This window comes from Azospirillum sp. VT-I1, assembly GCF_055698305.1.
The window spans coordinates 2,511,821-2,536,596 of record NZ_CP168800.1; the positions used below are offsets into that span (position 1 = coordinate 2,511,821).

The window sequence follows — 24,776 nt, forward strand, 5'->3', positions numbered from 1 at the left end:
CATCTCCGCCAGCGCGGATCTCTGCCCGGCAGACCTGCAGTCCAGCGGGCCCGCTCCATCACTTCGCCGGCAGCACCATGCGGATGCAGCGCGACAGCACGGTGTTGCCGGTCATCTCGCGGTAGTTCTGGATGATGACCGGCTCGGCCGCCCTGCATTGCTCCATGCTGGCGAACTCCAGCGTGGTCGGACCGCCCTGGTTCAGGATGAACAGCAGCATCAGGACCCGTTCCATGCCCCGTCCCCTCGTCAGCCGGCGGCCAGCACCGCGCGGGCGGCGGCGGCATCCTGGACGATCTGCTCCTTCAGCGCGTCGAAGCTGGGGAACTTCATCTCCGGCCGCAGGAAATCCACCATCTGCACCCGCAGATGAAGGTCGTACAGGTCTAGGTCGACGTCGAACAGGTGGGCCTCCAGCCGGGCCACGGTGCCGTCGACGGTGGGGCGGGCGCCGAGATTGGCGACGCCCGGCAGCCAGACGGTCTCGCCGCCGCGGTCGATGCCGGCGCGCACCGCATAGACGCCGAAGGCCGGGCGCAGATACTCGCCCAACTCGATGTTGGCGGTGGGGAAGCCGATGGTGCGGCCGCGCTGGTCGCCATGGACGACGCGCCCCTCGATCTCCCAGGGGTGGCCCAGCACATAGGCTGCCTCGCGCGCGCGGCCGGCCACCAGCGCGTCACGCACGCGGGTGGAGGAATAGACGCCGCCCTCGGCATCGGACACCGGGCCGACCTCGGTCACGCCGAAGCCCTGGGCGCGGCCGGCGCGCAGCAGGAAGGCCGGATCGCCCGACCGCTTGTGGCCGAACAGGAAATCATAGCCGCAGACGACATGCCGGACGCCCAGCCCGCCGACCAGGATCTCGTCGACGAAGGCCTGCGCGGTCTTGTGGCGGAAGCTGTCGTCGAAATGGCAGACGATCAGCTGGTCGACGCCCAGCGCCTCGATATGCCGGGTCTTGACGCGGAAGGGCGTCAGCCGGAAGGGCGGGTCGTCGGGACGGAAGACGCTGCGCGGGTGCGGTTCGAAGGTGACGACGGCCGATGGAACGCCCATCTCCGCGGCCAGGCGCTGGGCGGTGCCGATGACCGTCTGATGCCCGCGGTGCACGCCGTCGAAATTGCCGAGCGCCACGACGGCGCCCCGCTCTTCGGCCGGCAGGTCGGCGGTGTGTCTGTACAGTCGCATGCGCGCCCCGGTGCTGTGGGCGGACCCCGGCGGGCCCGCTTGCTCGGGCGTCTATATAGACCGACGCCGGCGCGGGGTAAACGCGCCGGCGCTGTCCTGTCGCCCGAAGGCAACGGTCAGGCGTCGAAAAATCAGCCGCGGGACGGGACCATCAGCAGCGCTTCGCCTTCGACCACCACGGTGTCGCCGACGGTGCAGACGGTCTTGATGACGCAGCGGCGCTTTTCCGGGATCAGCTCGGTGACGGTGGCGCGGGCGGTCACGGTGTCGCCGGCGCGGACCGGCGCCTTGAACTTCAGCGTCTGGCTCATGTAGATGCAGCCCGGCCCCGGCAGCTTGGTGCCCAGCACGGCCGAGATGAAGCCGACCGTCAGCATGCCGTGGGCGATGCGGCCCTGGAACATGGTGGTGGCGGCATATTCCTGGTTGATGTGGACCGGGTTGGTGTCGCCGGAAATGCCTGCGAACAGGACGATGTCGGCTTCCGTCACCGTCTTGGCGAAGCTTGCCGTCATGCCGACGGACAGGTCTTCGATGCAGTAGCCTTCGGTATCCTTGCGGACCTGACGCACGTCGTCCATCGCAGCAATTCCTCTTTCTCTCGGTGCCTGTTCCGGCGTCTGACGCACTGGCGCCGCGCCGTTCGCTGCAATGCGTCATGTGCGCCGCAGCGATGGGAATGGCACCACGTCTCCTCCAAAAATGCAAAAAAATCTCTAACGTTCCGCACAAGACCGCGGACAAGGCGGCCGCCCCACGCGGCAGGCTTCGCCGCAATGCAAGAGCACACCTCATGTCCGGATTACTTCGCAATGAAGGTATTGCGCCGGAAGCGACGCCCGATCAACAACTTATCGGACAAGACGCGCGGCTTCCGCCCTTGGCGCAGGCGTTGGCGCGACTTTCTGCCGCCGCACCGCGCCGCGGTGGAAAAGTCCGTTTCCTTTCAACCGATTGACTGTTCGGTGACCATTTGTTCGGCAGCGCAATAATTGCCGGCGGACGGGCGCGGCGAATCGGAGGGCCGACTTCGCCGCGCCGCAACATTACTTGCCCGATCCGGACTGCGACACCGTGTCGCTGCCGGTGCCGCCGCTGTTGCCGCTGCTTCCCTGGCCGCGGCCTTCGCGGTCCGCGACCTGCCGGTCGGGAGTGAGCTGCTCGACCTTCTCCTCCACCTTGTCGCGGGCGGTGTCGGTCGGCTGCTCCGACGGCTTGACCTCCACTGTCACCGGGGCGGTCCCGTCCTCGATCATGTCCAGCTTCCTGGCGGCGGAGCGCGACAGGTCGATCACCCGGCCGTCGACATAGGGGCCGCGGTCGTTGACGATGACGTCGACGCTCTTGCCGTTCTCCTCGTTCGTGACCGTGGCCTTGGCGCCGAGCGGCAGCGTGCGCGACGCCGCGGTCGGCTTGTTCTGGTTCATCGGCTCGCCACTGGCGGTGGTGCGGCCGTGGAACTTCTGGCTGTAGAAGGATGCTTCCCCCTTGTGGACGAGAATGTCCTCGCCATCCTCTTGCTGCTCCACCCGCACGGGCGGAACCTTGGCCTTTTCGTTCGCCAGCACCGGGACGGCAGTCCCGCTCAAGGCGGTGGCGGCAAGCGCCAGGACTATGGTTCGCATTGTCTTCATCGGTACACCTCCAACGGCGCACCAACACCCTCCAAGGAAAAGAGTTCCATTGCGGATCATCACCAAGTTCTCATTGCTATTTCCGGTTTCGAACGTCTTGATGAATTCGGGCAGCCCGTCCGCGGGGTCGCTCTTCCAGTCTGCAGCACAACGTTCAAGGGAGAAAACATGGCCGACGATTCCGCTTGGACTGCATCGGGGCCCATGACGGACCTGCGGCATGTGGAGATGCGGTCCGTCGCGATGGCCGACGGGGTGCTGCTGCGCGTCGCGGTCTGGCCCATGCCGGAGCGGGCGCGCGGCACGGCGCTGGTGCTGACCGGCCGCGCCGAGTTCATCGAGAAATATGCGGAGACCGCAGGCGCGCTGACCGCCCGCGGCTTCCGCGTGGTGGCGGTCGACTGGCGCAACCAGGGCCTGTCCGACCGGCCGCTGGCCAACCGGCAGATCCACCACCTGACGGATTTCGCGCTGTTGGTCGACGACCTCGACTGCGTTTACCGGCAGGTCGCGGCCCCGGTCGCGGCGGAGACCGGCGGGCCGCTGATCCTGCTGGCGCACTCCATGGGCGGCCTCGTGGCGACGCTGGCGCTGGCCCGCCATGCCGGCGACGATCCCGGCCGCTATGCCGCCGTGCTGCTGGCGGCGCCGATGTACGCCATCCACACCGGGCCACTGCCGCGCCGGCTGGCGCGGGCGCTGGCCACGCTGGGGCTCGCCTGCGGCTGCGGGGCCCGCTATGCGCTGTGGCAGGGCGATTACGACCCGGCGGAGGGCGTCTTCCGGCCGGACAACAAGATCACCGCCGATCCCCGGCGCTACGCCGCCTTCCACGCCCCCTATGCCGAGCGGCCGGAACTGCGCGTCGGCGGGGTCAGCTTCGCCTGGGTGGCCGCGGCGCTGGATGCGGAGGATGCGCTGCTCCATGGCGGCCTGCCGCTGGAACGGGTGCGCACGCCGGTCCTGCTGCTGAGCGCGCCCGACGACCGGGTGGTGCGGGCGGAGCTTCACCGGACGGTGGCCGCCCGGCTCGGCAACGCCCATCTTGTCGAGTATCCCGACGCGAAGCACGAGCTGCTGATGGAGTGCGACGCCATCCGCGACCGGGTGTGGGCGGACATCGACGCCTTCCTCGACAGGACCCTCGATGACGGGACCGTCCACAAGACACTTGCGCCGTCCGGTGGCTCTGTCGTCGGATAGGCGCCTTCAGGACCAGAGGTGCCCCTCAGCATGACCGATTTCTGGACGGCGTCCGGTTTCCACCTGTTGACCCGCGATGCCGACAACCATCTGGCGGTGACGCCCGATTTCCTGCGCGCCTATCTGCTGCGGCCCGAGATGCGCCCGCCGGAGGAGGCCTGCGACGCCGAGCGCACGCTTCACGCCGCCTTGCTGGACGATCCGGCGCGGACGGTGCCCGCCCCGCTGCTCGACGCCATCACCGATCCGGATGCGCGCGAGAATTTCCAGGTCTGGCTGGCCTTCCGCGACCGGCTGCTGGCGGCGGGAACCCTGGAAGGCTGCTACATCCGCCTGTTCCGCGAGGGCGCCCGCGGCGTGCCCAGCCTGTTCATCGACCAGCTGGCCCATGCCATCCTGCGCGGCATCCTGGATGAGACGCCGTCCGGCCTGCGCGCGCGGGCGGGGGAGCTGTTCTTCCGCGAGCAGACGGTGTCGGTCGCCGACGGCCGCGTCCGCGTCGCCGATGCCGAGACGGTGGAGACCATGGCGTCGTCGGGCGGCTTCGGCTCTCTCGGCCGTCTGGTGGTGGAGGCCGGCACCGCGCCCCGCAGCGTCGATCTGGACATCCTTGACGAGACCAACCACCCGCTCTACTGGGGCCGCGACGCCCGGCACGACACGGTGCTGGACATCACCTTCGCCGCGGCCGGGCTGGACGCGCTGGCCCGCGTGCTGGAGGCCTGGGTGGCGCATTTCCTGGGCGTGACGGTCAGCATCCAGCCGGTGCAGAATATCCGCGACGACCGCTGGGTCTGGCATGTCGGGCTCGACAGCGCGGCGACCGCGATCCTCAACGACCTCTATAACGGGGTGGAGGTGGGGGAGGACCGGCTGGCCCGCATCCTCGCGCTGTTCCGCCTGGACTTCGCCGACCCCGCCGCCATGCGCCAGGACCTTGCCGGCCGGCCGGTCTATCTGGGGCTGGCGATGACGGAAGGGCGGCGGCTGAAGCTGAAGCCGCAGAATTTGCTGGTGAATCTGCCGTTGGCGTCGGTGGCGTGAGGGGAGGCGTCAGACCCCCACCCCAACCCTCCCCGCTGAGCGGGGAGGGGGACAGGACCTTTGCGGGAGTGCAGCGGAGTTCCCTCCCCGCCCAGCGGGGGAGGGTCAGGGTGGGGGCAATCGAAGCCGACACCTCACCCCCCAACACCGCCCCCACCGGCTTCAGCGGCTCGTGCGCGTCGAACAGGATCTTCAGGATCGCCAGGATCGGCACGGCAAGCAGGGCGCCGGGGATGCCCCACAGCCAACCCCAGAACAGGATCGACACGAACACCGCGATGGGGTTCAGCGACAGCCGCCGGCCGACGATCATCGGCGTCAGGAAGTTGCCCTCGATCGTGGTCAGCGCCACGAAGGACAGGGGCGGCAGCAGGATGGTGCCGAGACCGTCGAAGGTCAGGACCGACACCAGGAACAGGACGCCGGTCATCACCGCCGGTCCGATGAAGGGAATGTAGTTGGCCACCGCCACCAGAACCCCCCACAGGGCTGGGTTGGGCAGCCCCCAAAGCCACATGACCAGACCGGTGGCGATCCCCAGCACCACGTTGATGACGGTGATGGTCAGCAGATAGGCGGCGATGTTCTGCTGCAGCGTCGCCGCAACCATGGCGTAATGCACGCGGTCGTCGACGTTGCGCATGGTGCCGATCAGCGCCTCCAGCGAATGGCGGCCTCTCGCCAGGAAGAAATACAGCAGGACCTGCAGGATCACGACATTGACGATCACCGCTTCGACCTGACTGATCGCCTGTTCCATCAGCGACGGACCGCGCAGCACCACCTCGCGCACCGGCCCGGCCTCGTTGCCGGTCTCCTTGGCGATCTGCTCGATCTGGCGCGAGGCTTCGCGGGCGCGTTCGATGCCGGCGCGGATGTCGCCCAGCTTGAATTCCAGCTCGTGCAGGACGCGCGGCATGCGGTTGACCCATTCCGCCGCCGGGGCCGACAGGGTGTAGACCGCCAGCAGCACGCTGCCGAACAGGGTGATGACCATGATGGCGGCGCCGATCCCCTCCGGAATGCCGAGCCGGTAGAGCGCGCGCACCAGCGGCCGCAGCAGGAAGCTGAGGATCAGCGCCAGCATGATCGGCAGCAGGACTTCGCGTCCGAAATACAGCGCGAACAGCACGGCGATCACGAACAGGCCGACGGCGGCGATGGCCAACGGGTCGCGGCGGTTGCCGGGCGGGGGCAGGGGCTCGGTCACCGGCTCCGGCGTTCCGGGAAGCGGGGCCTCGGGCGCGGGTGGAAGCGCAGGGGAAGTCGAGGCGAGCGGGCTGCGGTCTGTCATCGCGGTTGCCGGACCTCCGGAGGACGGCGCTTGACGGTGGCGCCGGCTCCTCCGATCTAGGGGAGTGTTTTGCCGGGCCGCGCCTCCTGCGGTCCCCCCGTCCTTGCCGGAGACCCAGTCGCGATGCGCAGCCCGTTTCCCCTGATGAACGTTTCCGCCGGCCTTTTGGTTCTGGGCCTGCTGACCGCCGGGCTCACGCTCCGTTCCGCGGCGGCGGACGAGGTGGTCGGCCGCTTTTCCAACGACTGGACCGGCAACGGGCTGCAGGTGCAGGCGATCGAGGATCCCAAGGTGAAGGGCGTCACCTGCCATCTGGTCGATTTCGACCGCAGCCTGATCGACCGGCTGAGCAAGGGCAACTGGTTCGAGGACCCGTCCAATGCCTCCATCGCCTGCCGCCAGACCGGGCCGGTCACCGTCGACGACATCGAGCTGTCGCAGAAGGGGGAGGAGGTTTTCTCCGAACGGAAAAGCCTGATCTTCAAGTCGATCGCCATCCGCCGCATCTACGACCGGCCGAACGACACGCTGGTTTATGTGGTGTACAGCCGGCAGGTGAAGGACGCATCCGCCAAGATGTCGATATCGACCGTGCCCCTGTTCAGCGCCAACGCGACCTGGACGAAGGGCAAGCCGGCGGCGAAGTGAGGGTGCGGGCTGCCTGCGGGGTGCTGATCCAGGGGCAGGATTTACACGGATGTCACGGATTTAGGCACGGATTACACGGATGTGGAGTTGCCAGTGCGCTCGCTTTCCAGGGAAGCCCGAGCTTTGCCAAGATCAGAAGAAATCCGTGTAATCCGTGCCTAAATCCGCGAAATCCGTGTCAAATTCGTCCTCATACTCACGGACGCAGCAAGGATCGCATCACCTCACCCGACGATCCGCCCCAGCCGCACCGCCGTCTGGCCGGCCTTCACCCGGCGGGCGGGCATGATGAGGACGCAGTCGTCGTAGGGGGTCAGGATGGCGCGGCCGTCGTCCCAGCCGATGACGGTGCCGGCGCGGCCGATCACCTCCATCCCGACGAAGGGGGCGGTGAAGCGGAAGCGCTCGCTCGACGCGGTGACCGCCTCGGTGACCTCGACCACCCGCTGCGGATCGGTGCGCGGGCGCAGGCGGGGACCGTTGGCCGGCAGTTCGATCATCTCAAGGCCGAGCAGCAGGCGCAGGCAGCTTTCCAGCGCGACCGTCGCGGTCTCGGTCCGCCAATGCTGGCCGCATTCGACCAGAATCGCGGTGCGCGACCCCTCCGGCTCGGCGAAGCCGCCGTAGTCGATCAGCCGCTTTCCACCGGCATGCCCACCATCCGCCACCACCCAGGCCGGATAGCCGAGCCCGAGCGCCAGATCGCGCCCGCGGCTTGTCCGGCCGCACAGGGTCAGCGGCGCGGTGTCCGCGGTCATCGAATGAAGGTCGAGCAGCAGGTCCGCCGACTCGTAGACCGGACGCAGGGCGCGGGCGCGGCGCAGCTCCAGGCTGTCGCGCCTGCCGTCGAGATGGTCGGGCGACCACAGCCGGTTGAAATCCTCGTCCAGATAGCGCGAGGCGTAGGGGTTCTGGCGGTCGAAGGTGGCGTAGGCGGCGGTGTTGGCGAAGACGAAGGTCAGCCGCCCGCGCGCCGGCCGCAGGCCCATCCGCAGCAGCGCGTCCAGGGCGATGGCGCCGCAGAGCTCGTTGCCGTGGACGAGCGCGTTCAGCACCACATGCGGCCCCGGCTCTTCCGCCGACAGGCTGGTGACATGGTCGATGCCGGTGTTGCCGCGCCGGTAGGGCGCGATGTCCGGCGGCGTGAGTTCGACGGGAGCGAAGAGGGGGTCGGTCAAGCGGCAGGCTCGCCAGCGGTGGGGCGCTCCGCTCAGTATGGCGAAGCATGTGACCCCGCGCCAGTCCGGCCCGGTCGGGCGCCGTGGTTTTTTCGGCTGATGTCATGCAGGCATTGTTGCGGCGGCATGGCAGCATCATGACGAATTGCCGTCGACTGTGGGTTGACGCTTGGGTTATAGGATCTGCCGGATCCATGCTGATGGGATCCGCAGGATCCATAAGGGCGGCGGTCGAGCTTGCGGTTAACACTGTCTTGGCGTCTGGGCGGGGCCGGTCGATGAGCTTCGTGATCGATGACGTTCTGGTCCGCAACGACCCGGTCGGCCACCGCCTCCCGGTTCTGTTCGATTCGCCGCACAGCGGCAGCGTCTATCCCGCCGATTTCCGCGTGGTCTGCCCGCATCCCCTGCTGCGCCAGGGCGAGGACACCCATGTGGAGGAGCTGTTCGCGACGGCCCCCGACCATGGTGCCACCCTGTTGTGCGCGCTGTTCCCCCGCACCTGCATCGACGTGAACCGCGCGGTGGACGATATCGACCCGGCGCTGATCGACGGCGACTGGCCGGTGCCGCTGCGCCCGACCCCGCGCAGCACCCTGGGTATGGGGCTGATCCGCAGCATGCTGCGGCCGGGCGTGCCGCTCTATGACGGGAAGCTGCCGGCCTCGGTGGTGGCCGAGCGCATCGACCGCTACTACCGTCCCTACCATGCACAGATGCGGATGGCGCTGGACGGGTTGGCGGAGCGGTTCGGCGCGGTCTGGCACGTCAACTGCCACTCCATGCCATCGTCGCTGCGTCCGGACGGGCGCGATCCGCTGGCGGCGGACTTCGTGATCGGCGACCGCGACGGCTCCACCAGCGAGCCGGGCTTCGTCCATCTGGTGGCGCAGACCCTGCGCGGCTTCGGTTACCGCGTGGCGATCAACGATCCGTACAAGGGGGTGGAACTGCTGGCGCGCTACGGCGATCCGGCGCGCGGTCGCCATTCGATCCAGCTGGAGATCAACCGGCGCCTCTACATGAACGAGGAGACGCTGGAACGCCACGACGGCTTCACCCGGCTGAAGGGCGACATAGACCTGCTGATCGGCCGAATCGCCGATTATGCCGGCCAGCGCATCCTGCGCCGCGCAGCGGAATAGGCGGCCCGCCGCCGGTACCGTTCGGGCGGCGGGTCCGCGGGGCGCTAGGCTGTTTCCCGATCAGGCCTGCGTCACCTGTTTGCGCGCGAGGTCCAGGAAATGGGCCATCTGCTTTTCCACCCGATGGTCGGAGATATCGACCCCGCGGGCGTGCAGGTCGGCGCACAGCTTGTCCCGGATGTCGTGCGGGCCGAGGGTGGCGATGTCGGTGTCCACGATCTCGCGGGCGTAGGCTTCCGCCTCCGCCCCTGTCAGCCCCATCAGGTCGGCGGCCCATTCGCCGGCCAGCCGGTCGCGCCGCGCGCGGATGCGGAAGAGCAGGTCCTCGTCGTGTTGGAACTTGGACTCGAAGGCCTTTTCGCGGTCGTCGAAGGTCGTCATGATGACCTGCGCTCCTTTATTGGTTTCACTCCCATTGCCTAAGATTATATAGCCGGGAGACGGTCGCCGTCACCGTTCCGCCGCGTCGCAGCCACGGATATTCCGCGGCGTTTCATACGGATTGACAGCGCTTCCCGTTCCTCTCCCACGACCAGACGCAACAGCAGACAGGGCAAGGCATGTGCAGCGTGATTCTCCTGCGGCGACCCGACGCAATCTGGCCGCTGGTCGTCGCCGGGAACCGTGACGAGATGGCAGGGCGCCCCTGGCTGCCGCCGGCCCGCCATTGGCCCGACCGGCCCAACGTGGTCGCCGGGCTGGACGAGCTGGCCGGCGGCTCCTGGATGGGGCTGAACGATGAGGGGGTGGTGGCGGTGATCCTCAACCGCTTCGGCACGCTGGGGCCGGAGGCCGGCAAGCGGTCGCGCGGGGAGCTGGTGCTGGACGCGCTCGACCATGCCGACGCCGCCGATGCGGCGCGCAGCTTCGCCCATCTCGACATCCGCGCCTACCGCCCTTTCAATCTGGTGATCGCCGACAACCGCGACGCCTTTCTGGTCGTCCACCGCGGCGCCAACCCGCGCCACCGGCCGGAGGTGTCGTCGATCCCCGCCGGCGTCCACATGCTGACCGCTTTCGAACTGGACGACCCGCAGGACCCGCGCACCGCCTTCTACCGCCCGCTGTTCGAACATGCCGCGCCGCCGGCCGTGGATGCGCCCGACGCGGAGTCCTTCGCCTGGGGCGGGTGGCCGGAGCTGATGGGCAGCCGCATCTGGGAGGGCACGCCGGACGAGCGCGGCGCCATGGACTTCCTGCTTCCCAGCGGCTTCGGCACCTCGTCCAGTTCGCTGCTCGCTGTGCCGCGGGTGGAGCGGCCGGACCTGAACCCCATCTGGCACTTCGCCCCCGGCCGCCCGCACGCGGTGGGCTATGTGCCAGTGGAGTTCGGGTAAAACCAGGCGCTTTCGCTGCACCCTCTGGGCTTCGCCGGAAGAAGCTTACGCGAGTCCCAGTGCCTGCAGTGTTTCGTGGTCGGCGGCACCGCTCGGATCCAGGCCCTTCTGCTGTTGAAAGTTGGTCAAAGCCAGCTTGGTATTCGGTCCGAAATCACCGTCGATCACACCCGGATCGAATCCGGCGGCCTTCAACTTGCGTTGAAGGTCTCTGACATCGGGGCCTCGGTCGCCCGACGACAGTGTCAATGCACCGGCATGCGAGTTGCCCGACAGGGTCCCATCCGCGACCCAGGAGCGGATCAGTTCATCCGACACTTCGAAATGCATGCCGTCTTCGGTGCGGAACCCGGCGCCCCAGAACCAGCCATGCCGGTTGAAATATGTGGCGAGCAAGGTAAGTCCGTACTGAACCTCGTTGTCTCCGCGCGGGTCCAGCTTGCCGTTGATCTTTATGTCGATCGCCGTGCCCCAGGAGTGGTTGGAAATCGAGGAGGTCGATCCGCGGACATAGCGGCAACACAGCATGCCCGCGGTGCCCAGGGCATTGTAAAGCAAAACATTGTCCGATTTGACGTCCTGCATTATTCTCTGAAGTGATTCCACTGCGGGACGCAGGCCGGTGACGCTAAAGGGGCCGACATCGATAGAACTTATGATCAGCTGTTTCAGTGTTGGATTTGTAACCGGCTGGCAGTCTTGATTGAATGTCTGGCGCGGCTCACCAAACACTTTAAGCATTGTCGACTGCCGGGCGGGCGAGACGCCATGGTTAAAGTTCTTTATGGAGTTCAGTGGGAATTCATCTGCAAGCGAGCTCATGGCACCCTCCAGATTGTTACGCGACCACGCTCTGCTTGTAATTCGGGTGTGTCAATGTGCGGCTTGACCATAAAGGGTGTAAGCGAGAGATCGTAACCCCGAAGCGTGCATCTTCTCGCCCCCGAGATCTCCCGGTGGGGGAGGCTGTACTCTTTGCCCGCCATGTCCTCTCGCCGCTCCTCCCGTGCCAACCCCCGTCGTTGTGTTCGTGCACCCGGCTTGCTATATCACTCAGGCACATTCCTGGGCCGGCAAGCTCGCTTGACCGGTCCTTACGTATTTGGACGAAGACGCGATGACACGACGCCGGCGCATCTACGAAGGCAAGGCCAAGGTTCTCTTCGAAGGGCCGGAGCCGGGCACCCTGGTGCAGTACTTCAAGGACGACGCCACTGCCTTCAACAACCAGAAGAAGGGCGTCATCACCGGCAAGGGGGTGCTGAACAACCGCATCTCCGAGTATCTGATGAGCCGTCTGTCCGAGATCGGCGTGCCCACGCACTTCATGCGCCGCCTGAACATGCGCGAGCAGCTGGTGCGCGAGGTGGAGATCATCCCGATCGAGGTCGTGGTGCGCAACGTCGCCGCCGGCAGCCTGTCGCGCCGTTTCGGTATTCCCGAAGGCACGCCGCTGCCGCGTTCCATCATCGAGTACTATTACAAGTCGGACGAGCTGGGCGACCCGATGGTCTCGGAAGAGCACATCACCGCCTTCGGCTGGGCGGCTCCCCAGGATCTCGACGACATGGTCGCGCTGTCCTTGCGTGTGAACGACTATCTGTCCGGCCTCTTCCTCGGCATCGGGCTCAAGCTGGTGGACTTCAAGCTGGAGTTCGGCCGGCTGTGGGAGAACGAGGAGATGCGGATCGTTCTGGCGGACGAGATCAGCCCCGACAACTGCCGGCTGTGGGACGTCAAGACCAACGAGAAGCTGGACAAGGACCGGTTCCGCCAGGATCTGGGCCGTGTCGAGGAAGCCTATCAGGAGGTCGCGCGGCGCCTTGGCATCCTGCCGGAAGGCGGGCCGAGCGACGTCAAGGGCCCCAAGACGATCCAGTGACCGCCATCCAACACCCACCCCTCCACCCAACACCGTAAAGCGAGCGGACATCCGATGAAGGCCAAGGTTCACGTCACCCTCAAGCGCGGCGTTCTCGACCCCCAGGGCAAGGCCATTGCGCACGCGCTGCACACGCTGGGCTTCGACGGCGTCGAGGACGTCCGCGCCGGCAAGGTGATCGAGCTGCAGCTCAAGAGCACCGACGAGGCGACCGCCCGCAAAGAGGTCGAGGCGATGTGCAGCAAGCTGCTCGCCAACACCGTGATCGAGGACTACGCCATCGAGCTGGTGGCCTGAGCCACCGGTTCCGGGACGTGGAGCGCGGCCGATGAGCGTCGAGCATGAACGCTGAGCATCTGGCCGCGCTCGACCCCATTTTCGCCGAATGCCTGCGCGTCGGCGGTCCGGTGATCCGCGACTTCAGCCGGCCGACCGGCTTCGTCGGCCTGCTGCGCATGGTGATGGAGCAGCAGCTCTCCACCAAGGTCGCGCTGGCGCTGTGGGCCAAGCTGCAGGACCGAATGGGCGGCGAGGTCACTCCCGACGCCATTTTGGCGCTGGACGACGACACCCTGCGCGCCTGCGGCTTCTCCCGCCAGAAGATCGGCTACGCCCGCGGCCTCGCCGAGGCGGTGGCGAGCGGCCGGCTCGATTTCGACATCATCCAAGATTTGCCCGACGAGGAGGCGATCGCCCAGCTCGTCGCGCTGAAGGGCATCGGCCGCTGGAGTGCCGAGGTCTATCTGATGACCACGCTCGACCGGCCGGACATCTGGCCCATCGGCGATCTGGCGATCCAACTGGGCGTCCAGCGGCTGAAGGGCTGGGCCGACAAGCCGACGGCGAAACAGCTGATCGAGGTGGCCGAGCCCTGGCGGCCCTACCGCTCGCTGGCGGCGCGGCTGGTCTGGCACCATTACGTGGCATTGCAGGAGCAGGCGAGGGCGGCGAAGCTGTCGAAGAATGCCCCCTCCCTAACCCTCCCCGCTGACGCGGGAGAGGGAACTGCCGCTGCACTCCCGCAAAGCTCCTGCCCCCTCCACCGCGCTAGCGGGGAGGGATGGGGAGGGGGCCTCCGAGCAACCAGTCACCCCACCAGCACCGGCAACCGCCACCCCGCAAGCGTGATCTCCACCGGCAGCCGCGCCAGCACGTCGCCGTCGCCCTGCACCGCGTCGGCGAACAGCCCGTCGCCCGCAGGCCCTTCGATCCGCACGCGCTTCGCCGTTACCACGCGATACTCCGGGAACCGCGTCAGCCGTCCCGCGGTGACGCCCCAGACATAGCGCAGCGCGTTCAGCCGCCCGCCCCGCGGGAACAGGCAGACATGAAGCTCCGGCTCCGTCAGCCGTGCGTCGGGCGCGCAGATGAAGCGGCCGCCGTAGAAATGCCCCTTGGCGACGATGACCGACGCCACGTCCTGCGGCTCCCCCCAGTTCTCGCCGTCGTCCAGCGTCACCCGATAGCGGTGGTCCGGCCGGGTCGCCAGCTGCACCAGCGTTTCCGCCACATAGGCGCCCTTGCCGATCAGCCGCTTCACCCGCGGGTCGACCCCCTCCACCACCCGCGCGTCCAGCCCGACCCCGGCCATCAGCGAGAACACCCGCCCGTTCGCCAGTGCCGGCCAGATCATCGTCCGCCGCCCGCCGGCAATCGCCGCGGCGATGCGTTCCGCATCCATGGACAGCCCCAGCTCGGCGGCCAGCACATTGGCGGTGCCCATCGGCACGATGCCGAGCGGCAGCGGCCGGCCCGCCGCGGCGTGGACCGCCAGCCCGTTGATGACCTCGTTGATGGTGCCGTCGCCGCCGGCCGCCACCACCGCGTCGACCTCGGCGGGATCGGCCCTGCGGGCGAAGTCCTCCGCGTCGCCGCGCTTGCTCGTCGGCCTGACGGCGACGCTCAGCCCGCGCGCCTCCAGCCGCGAGACCACGGCGCGCAGCCGCCGCGCCCGCCGCCCGCCCGCCGTCGGGTTGTGGATCACCAGCAGCCGCCGGACCTTGATCGCCGCATCGTCTCCGCCGCCCGCAGCAACCGCCGGGCTCTCGTCCATCAGCACCGTGTCGCGCACCGATTCGCTCTCCCTGACCGGCGCACGGGGCGCCTTCTGTTGCAGAACCATGAAGGGCAGGCGGCGGTTCCGTTGCAGTAAAACTGCAGCGTCATGACGATTGCCCAAATCACTGTGGCGAATAGGTGCGGGCGTTCCAAATCATTGTCAAGGTGTGCTGCTTTCCTTTATACGGCAGTTGTCTTGATGGCCACCGGCCATGGCGACGACGGAGCGGATGATGGACGCCGTCCCAGCGGTCAAGCGCTACCGCAGCATTTGGATATCCGACGTTCATCTGGGAACGCGCGGCTGTCAGGCGGAGCTGCTTCTCGATTTCCTGAAGCACACCGAATCGGATCACCTGTTCCTGGTCGGCGACATCGTCGACGGCTGGCGGCTGAAGAAGAGCTGGTACTGGCCACAGGCGCACAACGACGTGGTGCAGAAGATCATGCGCCGCGCCCGCAAGGGGGTGCAGGTCTATTACATTCCCGGCAACCACGACGAGGCGGCGCGCGACTATGTCGGCCTGCAATTCGGCGGCGTGCATGTGGTCGACGAATGGGTCCACACCACCGCCGACGGCCGGCGCCTGCTGATCACCCACGGAGACAAGTTCGACGCCGTGGTGCGCTATGCCAAGTGGCTGGCCCTGCTGGGCGACCACGCCTACGTCACGCTGCTGCACGTCAACACCCTGTTCAACTGGGTGCGCCGCAGGCTGGGCTTCAATTATTGGTCGCTGTCGGCCTACCTGAAGCACAAGGCCAAGACCGCGGTCGAGTTCATCGGCAAGTACGAAGAGGCGCTGGGCGACGAGGCCCGCCGCCGCAATGTCGACGGCGTCGTCTGCGGCCACATCCACACCGCCGAGATGCGCGATATCGAAGGAATCCTCTATTGCAACGACGGCGATTGGGTCGAGTCCTGCACCGCCTTGGTGGAGCACGACAGCGGCGTGCTGGAGATCATCCATTGGGCGGAGGTCATGGCGCGGCGGCTTCCCGCCCCCGGTCCCAGTGCGGGCAAGATTCCGGCGAAGGAACGGGAAGCGGCGTGAACATCCTGATCGTCAGCGACGCCTGGCACCCGCAGGTGAACGGCGTCGTGCGCACCATCGGCACCGTGCGGGCCGAGTTGGAGGCGATGGGCCACAGCGTCGAGGTGATCGGCCCCGACCGCTTCCGCACCCTGCCGATGCCGACATATCCGGAGATCCGCTTGGCGGTGGGGGCGAAGCGCCGGCTGTGGGCGATGATCGACGGCATGCGGCCCGACTGCATCCACATCGCCACCGAAGGGCCGCTGGGCTTCGCCGCGCGGGCCTATTGCCTGAAGAATGGCAAGCCCTTCACCACCGCCTACCACACGCGCTTCCCCGAATATGTCCGCGACCGCGCGCCGATCCCGCTGGCGCTGTCCTATGCGGTGGTGCGCCGCTTCCACAAGCCGTCCTCGGCGGTGATGGTGGCGACCCAGACCATCGAGGACGCGCTGAAGGGCCGCGGCTTCACCAACATCCGCCGTTGGACCCGCGGGGTCGATACCGAGCTGTTCCGGCCCCGCGGCAAGGATTTCCTCGATCTGCCGCGGCCGGTGTCGATGTATGTCGGCCGCGTCGCGGTGGAAAAGAACCTGGAGGATTTCCTGCGCCTCGACCTGCCCGGCACCAAGGTGGTGGTCGGCGACGGCCCGGCGCGGGAAGAGCTGCAGCGCAAGTATCCCGGCGTACACTGGGTCGGCGCCAAGCATGGCGAGGAGCTGGCGAAGCATTACGCCGCCGCCGACGTCTTCGTCTTCCCGTCGCGCACCGACACCTTTGGGCTGGTCCTGCTGGAGGCGCTGGCGTCGGGCGTGCCGGTGGCGGCCTACCCGGTGCCGGGACCGCTGGACGTGGTCGACGGCTCCGGCGCCGGCTGCCTGGACGAGGATCTGAAGCGGGCGGTCGAAGGGGCGCTGGCGATCCCCGGCGAGCGGTGCCGTGACTATGCGCTGGGCTATTCCTGGCGCCGCTCGGCCGAACAGTTCCTGTCCAACCTGCGGCCCTTCACGTAACGGCCTCAGGTCAGCGGGGGCGGCGCTTCCCGGTGCCGCCCCCCGCCATTCGCCTTGATCCGCTGGCGCAGCAGCAGGCGCGTCCGCGTCCGCGCGTCGTCCACCATCGGCACGATCGCCAGCAGCACCAGGAACCCGGCCAGCGGTACCGTCGTGACATAGCCCACATATTTGAACCCGGCGGCCCCGATCACCCCGCCCAGGCAGAAGGCGCCGAGCAGGGCCAGCAGCAGACCCAGCCGCGGCCAGTTGGTGCGCACCGGCTGGTAGCGCGCCGATTCGGTGCCGAGATTGATGTAGACCAGCTTGCCCAGCTCGATCCCGATGTCGGTGACGATGCCGGTCATGTGGGTGGTGCGGATCTCCGCATTGGAGATCTTGGTCACGATGGCGTTCTGCAGCCCCATGATGAAGCACAGCAGCAGAACCGTCACCGGCACGAACAGCGCCCGATGATCGTCCAGGCTGTTGCCCAGCAGCCCGAAGCCAAGCAGCAGCAGCGCCTCCCAGAACAGCGGGTAGGCATAGGCGCTGTGCATCCGGTTGTGCCGCCCCCAATTGATCAGGATCGTCGAATAGGCCGCTCCCGACACGAAGGCCGCCACCGACGCCATGCCCGCCGCCACCGCCACGAGGTTGCCCAGCACCAGATTGTCGGCGATGGACGAGACGATGCCGGTCATGTGCGAGGTGTATTGCAGCACCGCCAGCAGCCCGCCCGCGTTGATCGCCCCGGCGACAAAGGCGAGCGACACGCCGAGATGGACATTCGCCCGTCTGGTTCGCTTGCTCTCAGAAAGCGTGCGCAGATATGAGACCGGCATGCGGCACCGCGAGGCGGGGGATTTCGATCAGGATAGCGGACGGATGGGGCAGGGGACAATGCGACGGGTTGGGCCTTCCCGCCTCTCGGAACCATCCCCTTGGCGACGGTCGCGTGCCATGGTTCCATTCCGGCTCCCCGACATCCCTGCGAGGTCTCCGCCCATGAGCCCCGAATTCCTCATCACCTCCCTGATCGTCGTCGCCTCGCCCGGCACCGGCGTGCTGCTCACCCTGGCGGCGGGCTTGTCGCAGGGCGCGCGTGCCAGTGCCGTCACGGCGTTCGGCTGTACGCTGGGGATCGTGCCGCACATGGCGGCGGCCGTGCTGGGGCTGGCGGCGCTGCTGCACACCAGTGCCGTGGCGTTCCAGGGGCTGAAGATCCTGGGCGTGCTTTATCTGCTCTACATGGCCTGGGCGACGCTGAAGGAGCAGGGGGCGCTCAGCGTCCGGACGGAGACGGCGCGACTTCCCGCCGGGCGGATGATCCTGCGGGCGGTTCTGGTCAATGTGCTGAACCCGAAGCTGTCGATCTTCTTCCTGGCCTTCCTGCCGCAGTTCGTCAGCGACGCCGATCCGCAGCCGCTCGCCCGCATGCTGGAACTCAGCGGCGTCTTCATGGCGCTGACCTTCGCGGTTTTCGTCGTCTACGGCCTGTTCGCCGCCGCGGTGCGCGACCAGGTGGTCTCCCGCCCGCGGGTGATGGCCTGGATGCGCCGCAGCTTCGCCGCCGCCTTCGCCGCGCTGGGCGCCAAGCTGGCGCTGGCGGAGCGGTGAGGAGAGCTTGGCTGTCCAATCAAGTGCCTGCATAGCGAGCCTGCGAAAGGCAGCCATTGGGCTGTCCTATAGTGGGGATTGCTCCGGTGTGGCGGCGGTGCTTACCGAAATTCCCTTCAATGGTGTGATTGTTTCCGGGAATTGCACATATAGTTGATATGACGTTGTGATCCTCAACCGGCCATGCTAAAGATGGATGCGAGAAACAGCGTCCTCTATTGCAGCCGGGAGGATATGCCGTGCGCCGTCGTCCGTTCGATGTTCCCGCCCTTATGGATTGCACTCCGCCGCGGTTCTTTGCTTGGCGCGGTCTTCTTGCCTCGCTGCCGTTGGTCGTCGCAGTCGCCGGCTGCGCCTCTTTCAAAGGCTACCCTGAGCGCTTGCCGCCCGAGCCGGCCTTGATGGAGCAGGGGAGCGCAGTCGCGATCCTCAATTGTGTCGACGAGACCTGCCGCAATACGAAGGTAGCGGCACGGATGTATGGCATCGACGTCAACTTCTCGCAGTTCGAGGAGAAGCTGTTCCAGCAGATGCGCGAGGCGGGCTTCTCCACCGACGTGCTGACACTCGGGGTCACCTCGGCTGGCGCGGCAAGCGGTGGGGCGGCGGCGAGCGTGCTGTCGGCTATCGGCGCCGGCATTACCGGCAGCCGCGCTGCCTTCGAGAGGGAGGTTCTTGGCGACAAGACGCTGCCGGCCATCCACTCTTCGATGCGCGCCAACCGCGCCCATGTGCGCGCCCGCATCCTAACCGGCCTTTCAAAGCCGCTGAAGGACTATCCGCCAGGGGTCGCTCTAACCGACCTCGAGGATTATTACGCAAGCGGAACGGTATTGAGCGCCCTGATCGGCATCACCGAACGCGCAGCCACCGCCGCGCATGAGGCCGAACAGCAACTGGTCAATATTACCGGTTTCGCCTCCACCGATGCCGCCAATTTCCTCTACGGCTATGCCGTCGCCGACGGGCTGACGGACGCGGAGAAGCGCGACCGGCTGAGCCGCATCGCCGCCCAATACAAGGCCCAGGGCGTCGACACCCGCGGCATCGCCGCCATCAGCCTGATCCGCAATCCGGCGCTCGCCAGCCAGACCGCGGCGGTGGCTCGCGGCTTCGGCTGGAAGGGCTGAAGCACCAAACCTGCCCCCCATTCAAAGAACTCGGGATGGAGTGACGCACATGGCGGCTTATCGGACGGTCGTAACGAGAGATTTGACTGAGGATCAGGCGGACCAAATCATCAGTGGGGTGCTGCTCGAGTATCCAAAAGACGAGTATCCCAATCTGAATATTCAAAAAACGCAAGACGGAGAATTTTGGACCGTCACCTATCAGATCCCCGACGACACCAAAGGGTGATTGTCCAGCAACGATTGGATCTGCAGGCCACGCACCCCCATCGCACCGGCCCCTGTTACGGAATGCGTGCCGCGTGCTAAGGTGCCGCCGGGCGCGCTGCCGGTGTTCCGTATCAGGGGGACCGGCAACGCGCCCGTTGTCGTCCGTCTCCTGTTCCGGGCCTTGATGCTGCAATCCCTCTACCGTGGCCTGACGACCGTCGCCGGGCCGGCGGTGCGCCTCTATCTCGACCGCCGCCGCGCCGCGGGCAAGGAAGACCCCGTGCGTCAGGCGGAGCGCTTCGGCACGCCTTCGCGCCCGCGGCCGGCCGGCCCGCTGGTGTGGATCCATGCGGCCAGCGTGGGCGAGGCGAATTCGGTCCTGGTCCTGGTCGGCCGGCTTCTGGACGACGCGCCCGGCCTGACGGTGCTGATGACCACCGGCACCGTCACCTCGGCGGCGCTGATGGAAAAGCGGCTGCCGGAGCGGGCGATCCATCAATATGTGCCGGTCGATCTGCCGGATGCCGTCGACCGCTTCCTCGACCATTGGCGCCCCGATGCGGTGCTGTGGACGGAATCGGAGATCTGGCCGAACCTGCTGGCCGGCATCCGCGCCCGGTCCATCCCCGCCGCCCTGGTGAACGCCCGCATGTCGGAGCGCAGCTTCGCCCGCTGGCGCAACGCGCCGGGCTTCGTCGGCGGCCTGCTGTCCACCTTCCGGATCACGCTGGCCCAGACCGAAGGCGATGCGGAGCGGCTGCGCCGGCTGGGGGCCGCAGGCGTCGCCAGTGTCGGCAACCTGAAATTCTCCGCCGAGCCGCCGCCCGCCGACGACGACGCCATGGAGCCGCTGCGCGCCGCGCTGGAGGGCCGGCCGGTCTGGCTGCTCGCAAGTTCTCATCCCGGCGAGGAGGAGATCGCGGCGGCGGTCCATGCGTCGATGGCCCCGGCTCTGCCCGGCCTGCTGACCGTCATCGTGCCCCGCCATGCCCATCGCGGCGAGGCGGTCGCCGGGCTGATGCAGGAGCGGGGGCTGCCGGCGCTGCGGCGGACGGGCCGTCACCTGCTGCCGGGGCCGGAGCATGCGGTCTATGTCGCCGACACGATGGGCGAGCTGGGGCTGTTCTACCGCGCGGCGCCGGTGGTGTGCATGGGCGGCTCCTTCATTCCCCATGGCGGCCAGAACCCGGTGGAGCCGGCGCAGCTGGGCTGCGCGGTCCTCTATGGTCCGCACATGTTCAATTTCGGCGAGATCACCCACATGCTGGAGGCCGCCGGCGGCGCCCTGCCGGTCGCGGACGGCGATGCGCTGGCCCGCGAGATCCGGCGGCTGTTGACCGACGGGCGCGCGCGCGACCGCATCGTCGCGGGTGCCGCGCGGGTGACGGCGGACAACCGGCGGATCATCGACCGGGCGCTGGCGGCGCTGTCCCCGGTGCTGGATGCCGCCGGCATCCGGACCGCCGCCTCCAGGGGATGAGCTGAGCGGATGACCGGCCCGTGAAGACCCCCGCCTTCTGGTACAGGCCGCCCGGTCTGGCATCCTCCCTGCTGGCGCCGCTGGGCGCGCTCTATGGGCTGGCCGGGCGGCGGCGCATCGCCGGAACCGTTCCGCGGCGGGTCGCGGCGCCGGTAGTCTGCGTCGGCAATCTGGTGGCGGGCGGTGCGGGAAAGACGCCGGTCGGGCTGGCGCTGATCGCCGCCCTGCGTGCCCGCGGCGTCCCCGTCCATGCGTTGACCCGTGGCCATGGCGGACGGGAGGCCGGGCCTCTGCAGGTCGATCCCGCCCGCCACACCGCGGCCGATGTCGGCGACGAGGCTCTGCTGCTGGCCGGTGCCGCACCCTGCTGGGTGGCGCGCGACCGGGTGGCGGGTGCGCGGTGCGCGGTGGCCGCCGGCGCGGGGGCCATCGTTATGGATGACGGGTTCCAGAACCCCGCCCTGCACAAGGATCTGGCGCTGATCGTCGCCGACGGCGCGGTCGGCTTCGGCAACGGGCGGCTGGTGCCGGCGGGACCGCTGCGCGAACGGGTGGCCGACGGCCTCGCCCGTGCCGACGCGCTGGTGATCCTGGGGGAGGACCGTCATGGCGTCGCGGCGCTGGCCGGCGGGCGTCCGGTGCTGAAGGCATGGCTGGAGCCCGATCCGGAGGCCGCCGCCCGGCTCGCCGGCCGCGCCGTCCTGGCCTTCGCCGGCATCGGCCGGCCGGAGAAGTTCTTCGCCACGCTGGAGACGCTCGGCGCCCGCGTGGTGGAGCGTGCGCCCTTCGCCGACCACCACCCCTACCGCCCGGCCGAGGTGGCGGCCCTGATCGACCGCGCCGCGGCAGCGGGCGCCGTGCCCGTCACCACCGCCAAGGACGCCGTGCGCCTTCCGCCGGACCTGCGGGGCAGGGTGGAGGTGCTGCCGGTCTCCGTCCGCTGGGAGGATGAGGGGGCGCTCGCCGCGCTGCTGACCCCTGTGTTGCTGAAAGGAAGCCCCGATGGCCAAGCCGCGTAGCCCGCTGCAGCAATGGCTGACGCGTCATGTCGGCTACAAGCTGGAGGCGGTGCTCGTCCATGCTGTCTGCGCCCTGTTCCGGGCGCTGCCGCTCGACCGCGCGTCGGCGCTCGGCGGCTGGATCGGGCGGACGGTGGGGCCGTGGCTGCCCAACAACGCCCGTGCCCGCCGCAACCTGACCCGCGCCTTCCCGGAGAAGGGCAGGGCGGAGATCGACGCGATCCTGCGCGGGATGTGGGACAATCTCGGCCGCACCATCGCCGAATACCCGCATCTGGAGCAGATCGGCCGCGAGCGGGTGGAGGTGGTCGGCATCGAGCATGTCGACGCCCTGCGCGAGGACGGCAAGGCCGGCATCATGGTCTCCGGCCACTTGGCGAACTGGGAGGTGCAGTCGGTCGCCGCTCGCCTGCGCGGGCTGGAGCTGGGACTGGTCTACCGCGCGCCGAACAACCCGATCGTCGGCGAACTGCTGGTGAAGCTGCGCGGGGCGGCGACCGGCACCCACATTCCCAAGGGGCCGGATGGTGCGCGCATTCTGCTGCGTCACCTGACCAAGGGCGGCCATGTCGGCATGCTGATCGACCAGAAGATGAATGACGGCATTCCGATCCCCTTCTTCGGCCGTGACGCCATGACCGCGCCGGCCGCCGCCGTCCTCGGCATGAAGATGCAGCTGCCGCTGTGCCCCGCGCGGACGGAAAGGCTGGAGGGCGCACGCTTCCGCGTCACCGTCCTGCCGCCGGAGGAATACCCGACCAGCGGCGACCGCAATGCGGATGCGCGAATTCTGATGGAACGGCTGAACCGTCTGTTGGAGGATTGGATCCGCGACAAGCCGGCGCAATGGCTGTGGATCCACCGCCGCTGGCCGGATTGACCGCACCCCCACCGCCCGAAGGCCCGCCGCCATGACCCTGCCGCTCGACCCGCATCTGCTGCAACTCTACATGATCGCCGTCTGTGTCCTGGTGCTGGCGCCGGGGCCGGATCGCTGCTGGTGCTGACCCGCAGCATCGCCGACGGCCGTCAGGCCGGGGTGGTGGCGACGCTGGGCATCTGTGTCGGCAACATGGTGCATGCGCTGCTGGCCGCCGCCGGCATCTCCGCCCTGATCGCGGCATCGACGACGCTGTTCGACCTGCTGCGCTATGCCGGCGGCGCCTATCTGGCCTGGATCGGCCTGCGGTCGCTGTGGAGCGTCTGGGCGAACCGGGGCGCCGAACCCGTTCCGGCCATGGAGGCGCCGCCCTCCGCCCGCTCCGGCCGGGTGTTCGTCCAGGCACTGCTGACCAACCTTCTGAACCCGAAGATCATCCTGTTCCAGCTGGCCTTCGTGCCGCAGTTCATCGCCCCCGCCCTGGGCCATGTGGCGCTGCAGACCTTCATCCTGGGCAGCATCATTTCGGTGCTGGGCGGCCTCTATCTGGCCGGCGTCGCCGCGCTGAGCGCCGGCGCCGCCCGCCGCGTGCTGTCCAGCCCGCGGGTGCGCACGGCGCTGGATGGCATCGCCGGGGTTCTGTTCCTGGGCTTTGCGGTGCGGCTGCTGCTGACGGATCGGAAGTTCGCGTGAGGGGCGGGTTGGACCCCCACCCTAACCCTCCCCGCTGGGCGGGGAGGGGACTAAGTGCTTAGGCGGGAGAGTGGCGGCAGTCCCTCCCCGCCCAGCGGGGAGGATAGGTGGGGGTCTAGCTTCGCACCGGAGCCACCCCCTCACCAAAGATCGTCCTCGTCCTCCGCCCCGGTGTCGACGTCGAAGGTCGCCGTCTGCCGGACGACCGGGTGGCTGTCCTTCCATTCCTCGAAGTCCGACACCACCGCCGGCCGGAGGCCCAGCGCCAGCACCGGACAGCCGCCGCCGCGGCCGGCGTCCAGCCGGTAGAGCAGTTTCTTCATCCAGGTGGTGCTGGCGCCGTACTTGTTCTGGAAGTTCTTCATCTCCACCCGCCGCGCCACCTCGGTGAACAGCGGGATCAGCTCGGCGCTGCGGGTCAGCAGGACGCCGGCGTTGATGATGCCGCATTCGTAGAAGGTGCGGGCGGCGTAGAGGTCGCGGTCGAAGGTCTGGTCCTTGCTGTTCCATTCCAGGTCGAAGGACACGCGCCCTTTCACGAAGTCGATCTTGTGCCCGTCGATGAAGCCGTTGACCTTGTACAGCTCCTCGCGCTGGCGCTGTTCGGTGACGGTCTGGCCGCGGTTCTTGCCGGCGACGCGGCGCTTCTCCTCGTGCGTCACGATCATCTTGGTGATGAACAGGTCGCCGCGGATGCGCGTCTCGTTCCAGCCCAGCGGGTTCAGCATCCGCTCCATCGTCTTGGCGATCTGCGACTTGTTGCCGCCGGACGCCACGATGTCCTCGGTGCGGATGCGGAACTCCATCAGCCGCTCGGTGATCTCGCGGAACTCGGCCGTGCAGGCATGGGCCAGGATGCGGGCGGCATTGCGGTAGCTGTGCACCTCGTACAAATCGAGGAATCCCGGCGGGAACAGGTCGCCCAGGTCGGGATCCCGCGCCTCGATCAGCGGGGCCTTGTCGTGGATGCAGGCAAGCAGGTTCATGACGGCACATGCGCGATGGAAAACGGCGCCACCATGGCGGCTGCCGCCCGGCAAATCCACCCTTTCCGCCGGGCTGCACCGCCTCATCGGCGGCCGGGGCCGAACTGGCAGCCGT

26 protein-coding genes and 2 pseudogenes are annotated in these 24,776 nt (G+C 68.0%); 17 read left to right on the plus strand and 11 right to left on the minus strand.

Annotated features, from left to right (window positions below):
* Window positions 1-58 precede the first annotated feature (58 nt).
* The 4 genes from AB8P05_RS12105 to AB8P05_RS12120 all read right to left on the minus strand — a co-directional run bounded on the left by AB8P05_RS12105 (window position 59) and on the right by AB8P05_RS12120 (window position 2,825).
* Window positions 59-235, minus strand: coding sequence for a hypothetical protein (locus AB8P05_RS12105; protein ID WP_455171019.1), 177 nt, complete (start codon window positions 233-235; stop codon window positions 59-61).
* 14 nt (window positions 236-249) lie between these two features.
* Window positions 250-1,191, minus strand: a complete 942-nt coding sequence (locus tag AB8P05_RS12110; RefSeq protein ID WP_472758097.1) for a bifunctional riboflavin kinase/FAD synthetase — start codon at window positions 1,189-1,191, stop codon at window positions 250-252.
* A 131-nt stretch (window positions 1,192-1,322) separates the two neighbouring features.
* Window positions 1,323-1,772 carry a MaoC family dehydratase gene (locus tag AB8P05_RS12115; RefSeq protein WP_455171021.1) on the minus strand — a complete coding sequence of 150 codons (450 nt, stop codon included), beginning with the start codon at window positions 1,770-1,772 and terminating at the stop codon, window positions 1,323-1,325.
* A gap of 465 nt (window positions 1,773-2,237) precedes the next feature.
* Window positions 2,238-2,825: a septal ring lytic transglycosylase RlpA family protein gene (locus tag AB8P05_RS12120; RefSeq protein ID WP_472758098.1), complete on the minus strand. Its 588-nt coding sequence runs from the start codon at window positions 2,823-2,825 to the stop codon at window positions 2,238-2,240.
* Window positions 2,826-3,029: 204 nt separating this feature from the next.
* On the opposite strand from AB8P05_RS12120, the gene AB8P05_RS12125 reads away from it, so the two are divergent.
* Together AB8P05_RS12125 and AB8P05_RS12130 are read left to right on the plus strand one after the other, a co-directional pair.
* Window positions 3,030-4,028: an alpha/beta hydrolase gene (locus AB8P05_RS12125; protein WP_472758099.1), complete on the plus strand. Its 999-nt coding sequence runs from the start codon at window positions 3,030-3,032 to the stop codon at window positions 4,026-4,028.
* A gap of 30 nt (window positions 4,029-4,058) precedes the next feature.
* Complete coding sequence (locus AB8P05_RS12130) at window positions 4,059-5,072, plus strand: DUF6352 family protein (RefSeq protein ID WP_472758100.1); 1,014 nt, start codon at window positions 4,059-4,061, stop codon at window positions 5,070-5,072.
* A 187-nt stretch (window positions 5,073-5,259) separates the two neighbouring features.
* Here the strand turns inward: AB8P05_RS12130 and AB8P05_RS12135 are convergent.
* Window positions 5,260-6,366, minus strand: a pseudogene (locus tag AB8P05_RS12135) (AI-2E family transporter); the annotation flags it as partial.
* A 123-nt stretch (window positions 6,367-6,489) separates the two neighbouring features.
* On the opposite strand from AB8P05_RS12135, the gene AB8P05_RS12140 reads away from it, so the two are divergent.
* Entirely contained in the window at window positions 6,490-7,014 is a 525-nt protein-coding gene (locus tag AB8P05_RS12140; RefSeq protein WP_472758101.1) for a CreA family protein, read from the plus strand.
* A gap of 224 nt (window positions 7,015-7,238) precedes the next feature.
* Here AB8P05_RS12140 and AB8P05_RS12145 read toward each other — a convergent pair whose 3' ends face one another.
* Entirely contained in the window at window positions 7,239-8,192 is a 954-nt protein-coding gene (locus tag AB8P05_RS12145; protein WP_472758102.1) for a M14 family metallopeptidase, read from the minus strand.
* Window positions 8,193-8,470: 278 nt separating this feature from the next.
* Between AB8P05_RS12145 and AB8P05_RS12150 the strand changes: the two genes are divergently transcribed.
* Window positions 8,471-9,337 carry an N-formylglutamate amidohydrolase gene (locus AB8P05_RS12150; protein ID WP_472758103.1) on the plus strand — a complete coding sequence of 289 codons (867 nt, stop codon included), beginning with the start codon at window positions 8,471-8,473 and terminating at the stop codon, window positions 9,335-9,337.
* Window positions 9,338-9,397: 60 nt separating this feature from the next.
* Here AB8P05_RS12150 and AB8P05_RS12155 read toward each other — a convergent pair whose 3' ends face one another.
* Window positions 9,398-9,718, minus strand: coding sequence for a DUF1476 domain-containing protein (locus AB8P05_RS12155; protein ID WP_472758104.1), 321 nt, complete (start codon window positions 9,716-9,718; stop codon window positions 9,398-9,400).
* A gap of 179 nt (window positions 9,719-9,897) precedes the next feature.
* Between AB8P05_RS12155 and AB8P05_RS12160 the strand changes: the two genes are divergently transcribed.
* Window positions 9,898-10,674 carry an NRDE family protein gene (locus AB8P05_RS12160; protein ID WP_472758105.1) on the plus strand — a complete coding sequence of 259 codons (777 nt, stop codon included), beginning with the start codon at window positions 9,898-9,900 and terminating at the stop codon, window positions 10,672-10,674.
* Between the two features lie 45 nt (window positions 10,675-10,719).
* Here the strand turns inward: AB8P05_RS12160 and AB8P05_RS12165 are convergent, their stop codons facing one another.
* On the minus strand, window positions 10,720-11,496 hold the full coding sequence (locus AB8P05_RS12165) for a peptidoglycan-binding protein (protein WP_472758106.1): 777 nt from the start codon (window positions 11,494-11,496) through the stop codon (window positions 10,720-10,722).
* A gap of 295 nt (window positions 11,497-11,791) precedes the next feature.
* Between AB8P05_RS12165 and purC the strand changes: the two genes are divergently transcribed.
* From purC to AB8P05_RS12180, 3 genes and pseudogenes are all read left to right on the plus strand, one after another.
* A complete protein-coding gene (purC, locus tag AB8P05_RS12170) occupies window positions 11,792-12,556 on the plus strand; it encodes a phosphoribosylaminoimidazolesuccinocarboxamide synthase (RefSeq protein ID WP_472758107.1) in 765 nt (254 codons plus the stop codon).
* A 54-nt stretch (window positions 12,557-12,610) separates the two neighbouring features.
* Window positions 12,611-12,853 (plus strand): phosphoribosylformylglycinamidine synthase subunit PurS, encoded by a 243-nt coding sequence (gene purS, locus AB8P05_RS12175; RefSeq protein ID WP_014246942.1) that lies wholly within the window; start codon window positions 12,611-12,613, stop codon window positions 12,851-12,853.
* 164 nt (window positions 12,854-13,017) lie between these two features.
* Window positions 13,018-13,425: pseudogene (locus AB8P05_RS12180) on the plus strand (DNA-3-methyladenine glycosylase family protein); the annotation flags it as partial.
* Between the two features lie 218 nt (window positions 13,426-13,643).
* On the opposite strand, the gene AB8P05_RS12185 reads toward AB8P05_RS12180, so the two are convergent.
* Window positions 13,644-14,678: a diacylglycerol/lipid kinase family protein gene (locus tag AB8P05_RS12185; protein ID WP_472758108.1), complete on the minus strand. Its 1,035-nt coding sequence runs from the start codon at window positions 14,676-14,678 to the stop codon at window positions 13,644-13,646.
* 148 nt (window positions 14,679-14,826) lie between these two features.
* Between AB8P05_RS12185 and AB8P05_RS12190 the strand changes: the two genes are divergently transcribed.
* Together AB8P05_RS12190 and AB8P05_RS12195 are read left to right on the plus strand one after the other, a co-directional pair.
* Window positions 14,827-15,669 carry a UDP-2,3-diacylglucosamine diphosphatase gene (locus tag AB8P05_RS12190; RefSeq protein WP_455171034.1) on the plus strand — a complete coding sequence of 281 codons (843 nt, stop codon included), beginning with the start codon at window positions 14,827-14,829 and terminating at the stop codon, window positions 15,667-15,669.
* Complete coding sequence (locus AB8P05_RS12195) at window positions 15,666-16,664, plus strand: glycosyltransferase family 4 protein (RefSeq protein WP_472758109.1); 999 nt, start codon at window positions 15,666-15,668, stop codon at window positions 16,662-16,664. The genes AB8P05_RS12190 and AB8P05_RS12195 overlap by 4 nt, the downstream gene beginning before the upstream one ends.
* A gap of 5 nt (window positions 16,665-16,669) precedes the next feature.
* Here the strand turns inward: AB8P05_RS12195 and AB8P05_RS12200 are convergent, their stop codons facing one another.
* A complete protein-coding gene (locus AB8P05_RS12200) occupies window positions 16,670-17,419 on the minus strand; it encodes a YoaK family protein (protein WP_472758110.1) in 750 nt (249 codons plus the stop codon).
* A gap of 232 nt (window positions 17,420-17,651) precedes the next feature.
* Between AB8P05_RS12200 and AB8P05_RS12205 the strand changes: the two genes are divergently transcribed.
* From AB8P05_RS12205 to AB8P05_RS12235, 7 genes are all read left to right on the plus strand, one after another.
* Window positions 17,652-18,263, plus strand: coding sequence for a LysE family translocator (locus tag AB8P05_RS12205; RefSeq protein WP_455171037.1), 612 nt, complete (start codon window positions 17,652-17,654; stop codon window positions 18,261-18,263).
* A 239-nt stretch (window positions 18,264-18,502) separates the two neighbouring features.
* Window positions 18,503-19,393: a hypothetical protein gene (locus AB8P05_RS12210; RefSeq protein ID WP_472758111.1), complete on the plus strand. Its 891-nt coding sequence runs from the start codon at window positions 18,503-18,505 to the stop codon at window positions 19,391-19,393.
* Between the two features lie 49 nt (window positions 19,394-19,442).
* On the plus strand, window positions 19,443-19,622 hold the full coding sequence (locus tag AB8P05_RS12215; RefSeq protein WP_472758112.1) for a hypothetical protein: 180 nt from the start codon (window positions 19,443-19,445) through the stop codon (window positions 19,620-19,622).
* Window positions 19,623-19,787: 165 nt separating this feature from the next.
* On the plus strand, window positions 19,788-21,083 hold the full coding sequence (locus tag AB8P05_RS12220; RefSeq protein ID WP_472759342.1) for a 3-deoxy-D-manno-octulosonic acid transferase: 1,296 nt from the start codon (window positions 19,788-19,790) through the stop codon (window positions 21,081-21,083).
* Between the two features lie 20 nt (window positions 21,084-21,103).
* A complete protein-coding gene (gene lpxK, locus AB8P05_RS12225) occupies window positions 21,104-22,102 on the plus strand; it encodes a tetraacyldisaccharide 4'-kinase (protein WP_472758113.1) in 999 nt (332 codons plus the stop codon).
* The gene (locus AB8P05_RS12230; RefSeq protein ID WP_472758114.1) at window positions 22,086-22,982 is read left to right on the plus strand and encodes an LpxL/LpxP family acyltransferase; all 897 of its coding nucleotides are present in this window, start codon (window positions 22,086-22,088) and stop codon (window positions 22,980-22,982) included. Before lpxK ends, AB8P05_RS12230 begins: the two co-directional genes overlap by 17 nt.
* Window positions 22,983-23,102: 120 nt before the next feature.
* Entirely contained in the window at window positions 23,103-23,675 is a 573-nt protein-coding gene (locus tag AB8P05_RS12235; protein WP_472758115.1) for a LysE family translocator, read from the plus strand.
* Window positions 23,676-23,815: 140 nt separating this feature from the next.
* Here the strand turns inward: AB8P05_RS12235 and AB8P05_RS12240 are convergent, their stop codons facing one another.
* Window positions 23,816-24,661, minus strand: a complete 846-nt coding sequence (locus tag AB8P05_RS12240) for a BglII/BstYI family type II restriction endonuclease (RefSeq protein WP_472758116.1) — start codon at window positions 24,659-24,661, stop codon at window positions 23,816-23,818.
* Between the last annotated feature and the right edge of the window lie 115 nt (window positions 24,662-24,776).

Bases quoted from the DNA above. Each gene is read 5' to 3' on its own strand.
- AB8P05_RS12125 (WP_472758099.1), top strand. From the start codon at position 3,030: ATGACGGACCTGCGGCATGTGGAGATGCGGTCCGTCGCGATGGCCGAC.
- AB8P05_RS12185 (WP_472758108.1), bottom strand. From the start codon at position 14,678: ATGGTTCTGCAACAGAAGGCGCCCCGTGCGCCGGTCAGGGAGAGCGAA.
- purC (WP_472758107.1), top strand. From the start codon at position 11,792: ATGACACGACGCCGGCGCATCTACGAAGGCAAGGCCAAGGTTCTCTTC.
- AB8P05_RS12115 (WP_455171021.1), bottom strand. From the start codon at position 1,772: ATGGACGACGTGCGTCAGGTCCGCAAGGATACCGAAGGCTACTGCATC.
- AB8P05_RS12240 (WP_472758116.1), bottom strand. From the start codon at position 24,661: ATGAACCTGCTTGCCTGCATCCACGACAAGGCCCCGCTGATCGAGGCG.
- AB8P05_RS12150 (WP_472758103.1), top strand. From the start codon at position 8,471: ATGAGCTTCGTGATCGATGACGTTCTGGTCCGCAACGACCCGGTCGGC.
- purS (WP_014246942.1), top strand. From the start codon at position 12,611: ATGAAGGCCAAGGTTCACGTCACCCTCAAGCGCGGCGTTCTCGACCCC.
- AB8P05_RS12110 (WP_472758097.1), bottom strand. From the start codon at position 1,191: ATGCGACTGTACAGACACACCGCCGACCTGCCGGCCGAAGAGCGGGGC.
- AB8P05_RS12140 (WP_472758101.1), top strand. From the start codon at position 6,490: ATGCGCAGCCCGTTTCCCCTGATGAACGTTTCCGCCGGCCTTTTGGTT.
- AB8P05_RS12155 (WP_472758104.1), bottom strand. From the start codon at position 9,718: ATGACGACCTTCGACGACCGCGAAAAGGCCTTCGAGTCCAAGTTCCAA.
- AB8P05_RS12230 (WP_472758114.1), top strand. From the start codon at position 22,086: ATGGCCAAGCCGCGTAGCCCGCTGCAGCAATGGCTGACGCGTCATGTC.
- AB8P05_RS12220 (WP_472759342.1), top strand. From the start codon at position 19,788: ATGCTGCAATCCCTCTACCGTGGCCTGACGACCGTCGCCGGGCCGGCG.
- AB8P05_RS12205 (WP_455171037.1), top strand. From the start codon at position 17,652: ATGAGCCCCGAATTCCTCATCACCTCCCTGATCGTCGTCGCCTCGCCC.
- AB8P05_RS12130 (WP_472758100.1), top strand. From the start codon at position 4,059: ATGACCGATTTCTGGACGGCGTCCGGTTTCCACCTGTTGACCCGCGAT.
- AB8P05_RS12165 (WP_472758106.1), bottom strand. From the start codon at position 11,496: ATGAGCTCGCTTGCAGATGAATTCCCACTGAACTCCATAAAGAACTTT.
- AB8P05_RS12190 (WP_455171034.1), top strand. From the start codon at position 14,827: ATGGCGACGACGGAGCGGATGATGGACGCCGTCCCAGCGGTCAAGCGC.
- AB8P05_RS12105 (WP_455171019.1), bottom strand. From the start codon at position 235: ATGGAACGGGTCCTGATGCTGCTGTTCATCCTGAACCAGGGCGGTCCG.
- AB8P05_RS12120 (WP_472758098.1), bottom strand. From the start codon at position 2,825: ATGAAGACAATGCGAACCATAGTCCTGGCGCTTGCCGCCACCGCCTTG.
- AB8P05_RS12215 (WP_472758112.1), top strand. From the start codon at position 19,443: ATGGCGGCTTATCGGACGGTCGTAACGAGAGATTTGACTGAGGATCAG.
- AB8P05_RS12160 (WP_472758105.1), top strand. From the start codon at position 9,898: ATGTGCAGCGTGATTCTCCTGCGGCGACCCGACGCAATCTGGCCGCTG.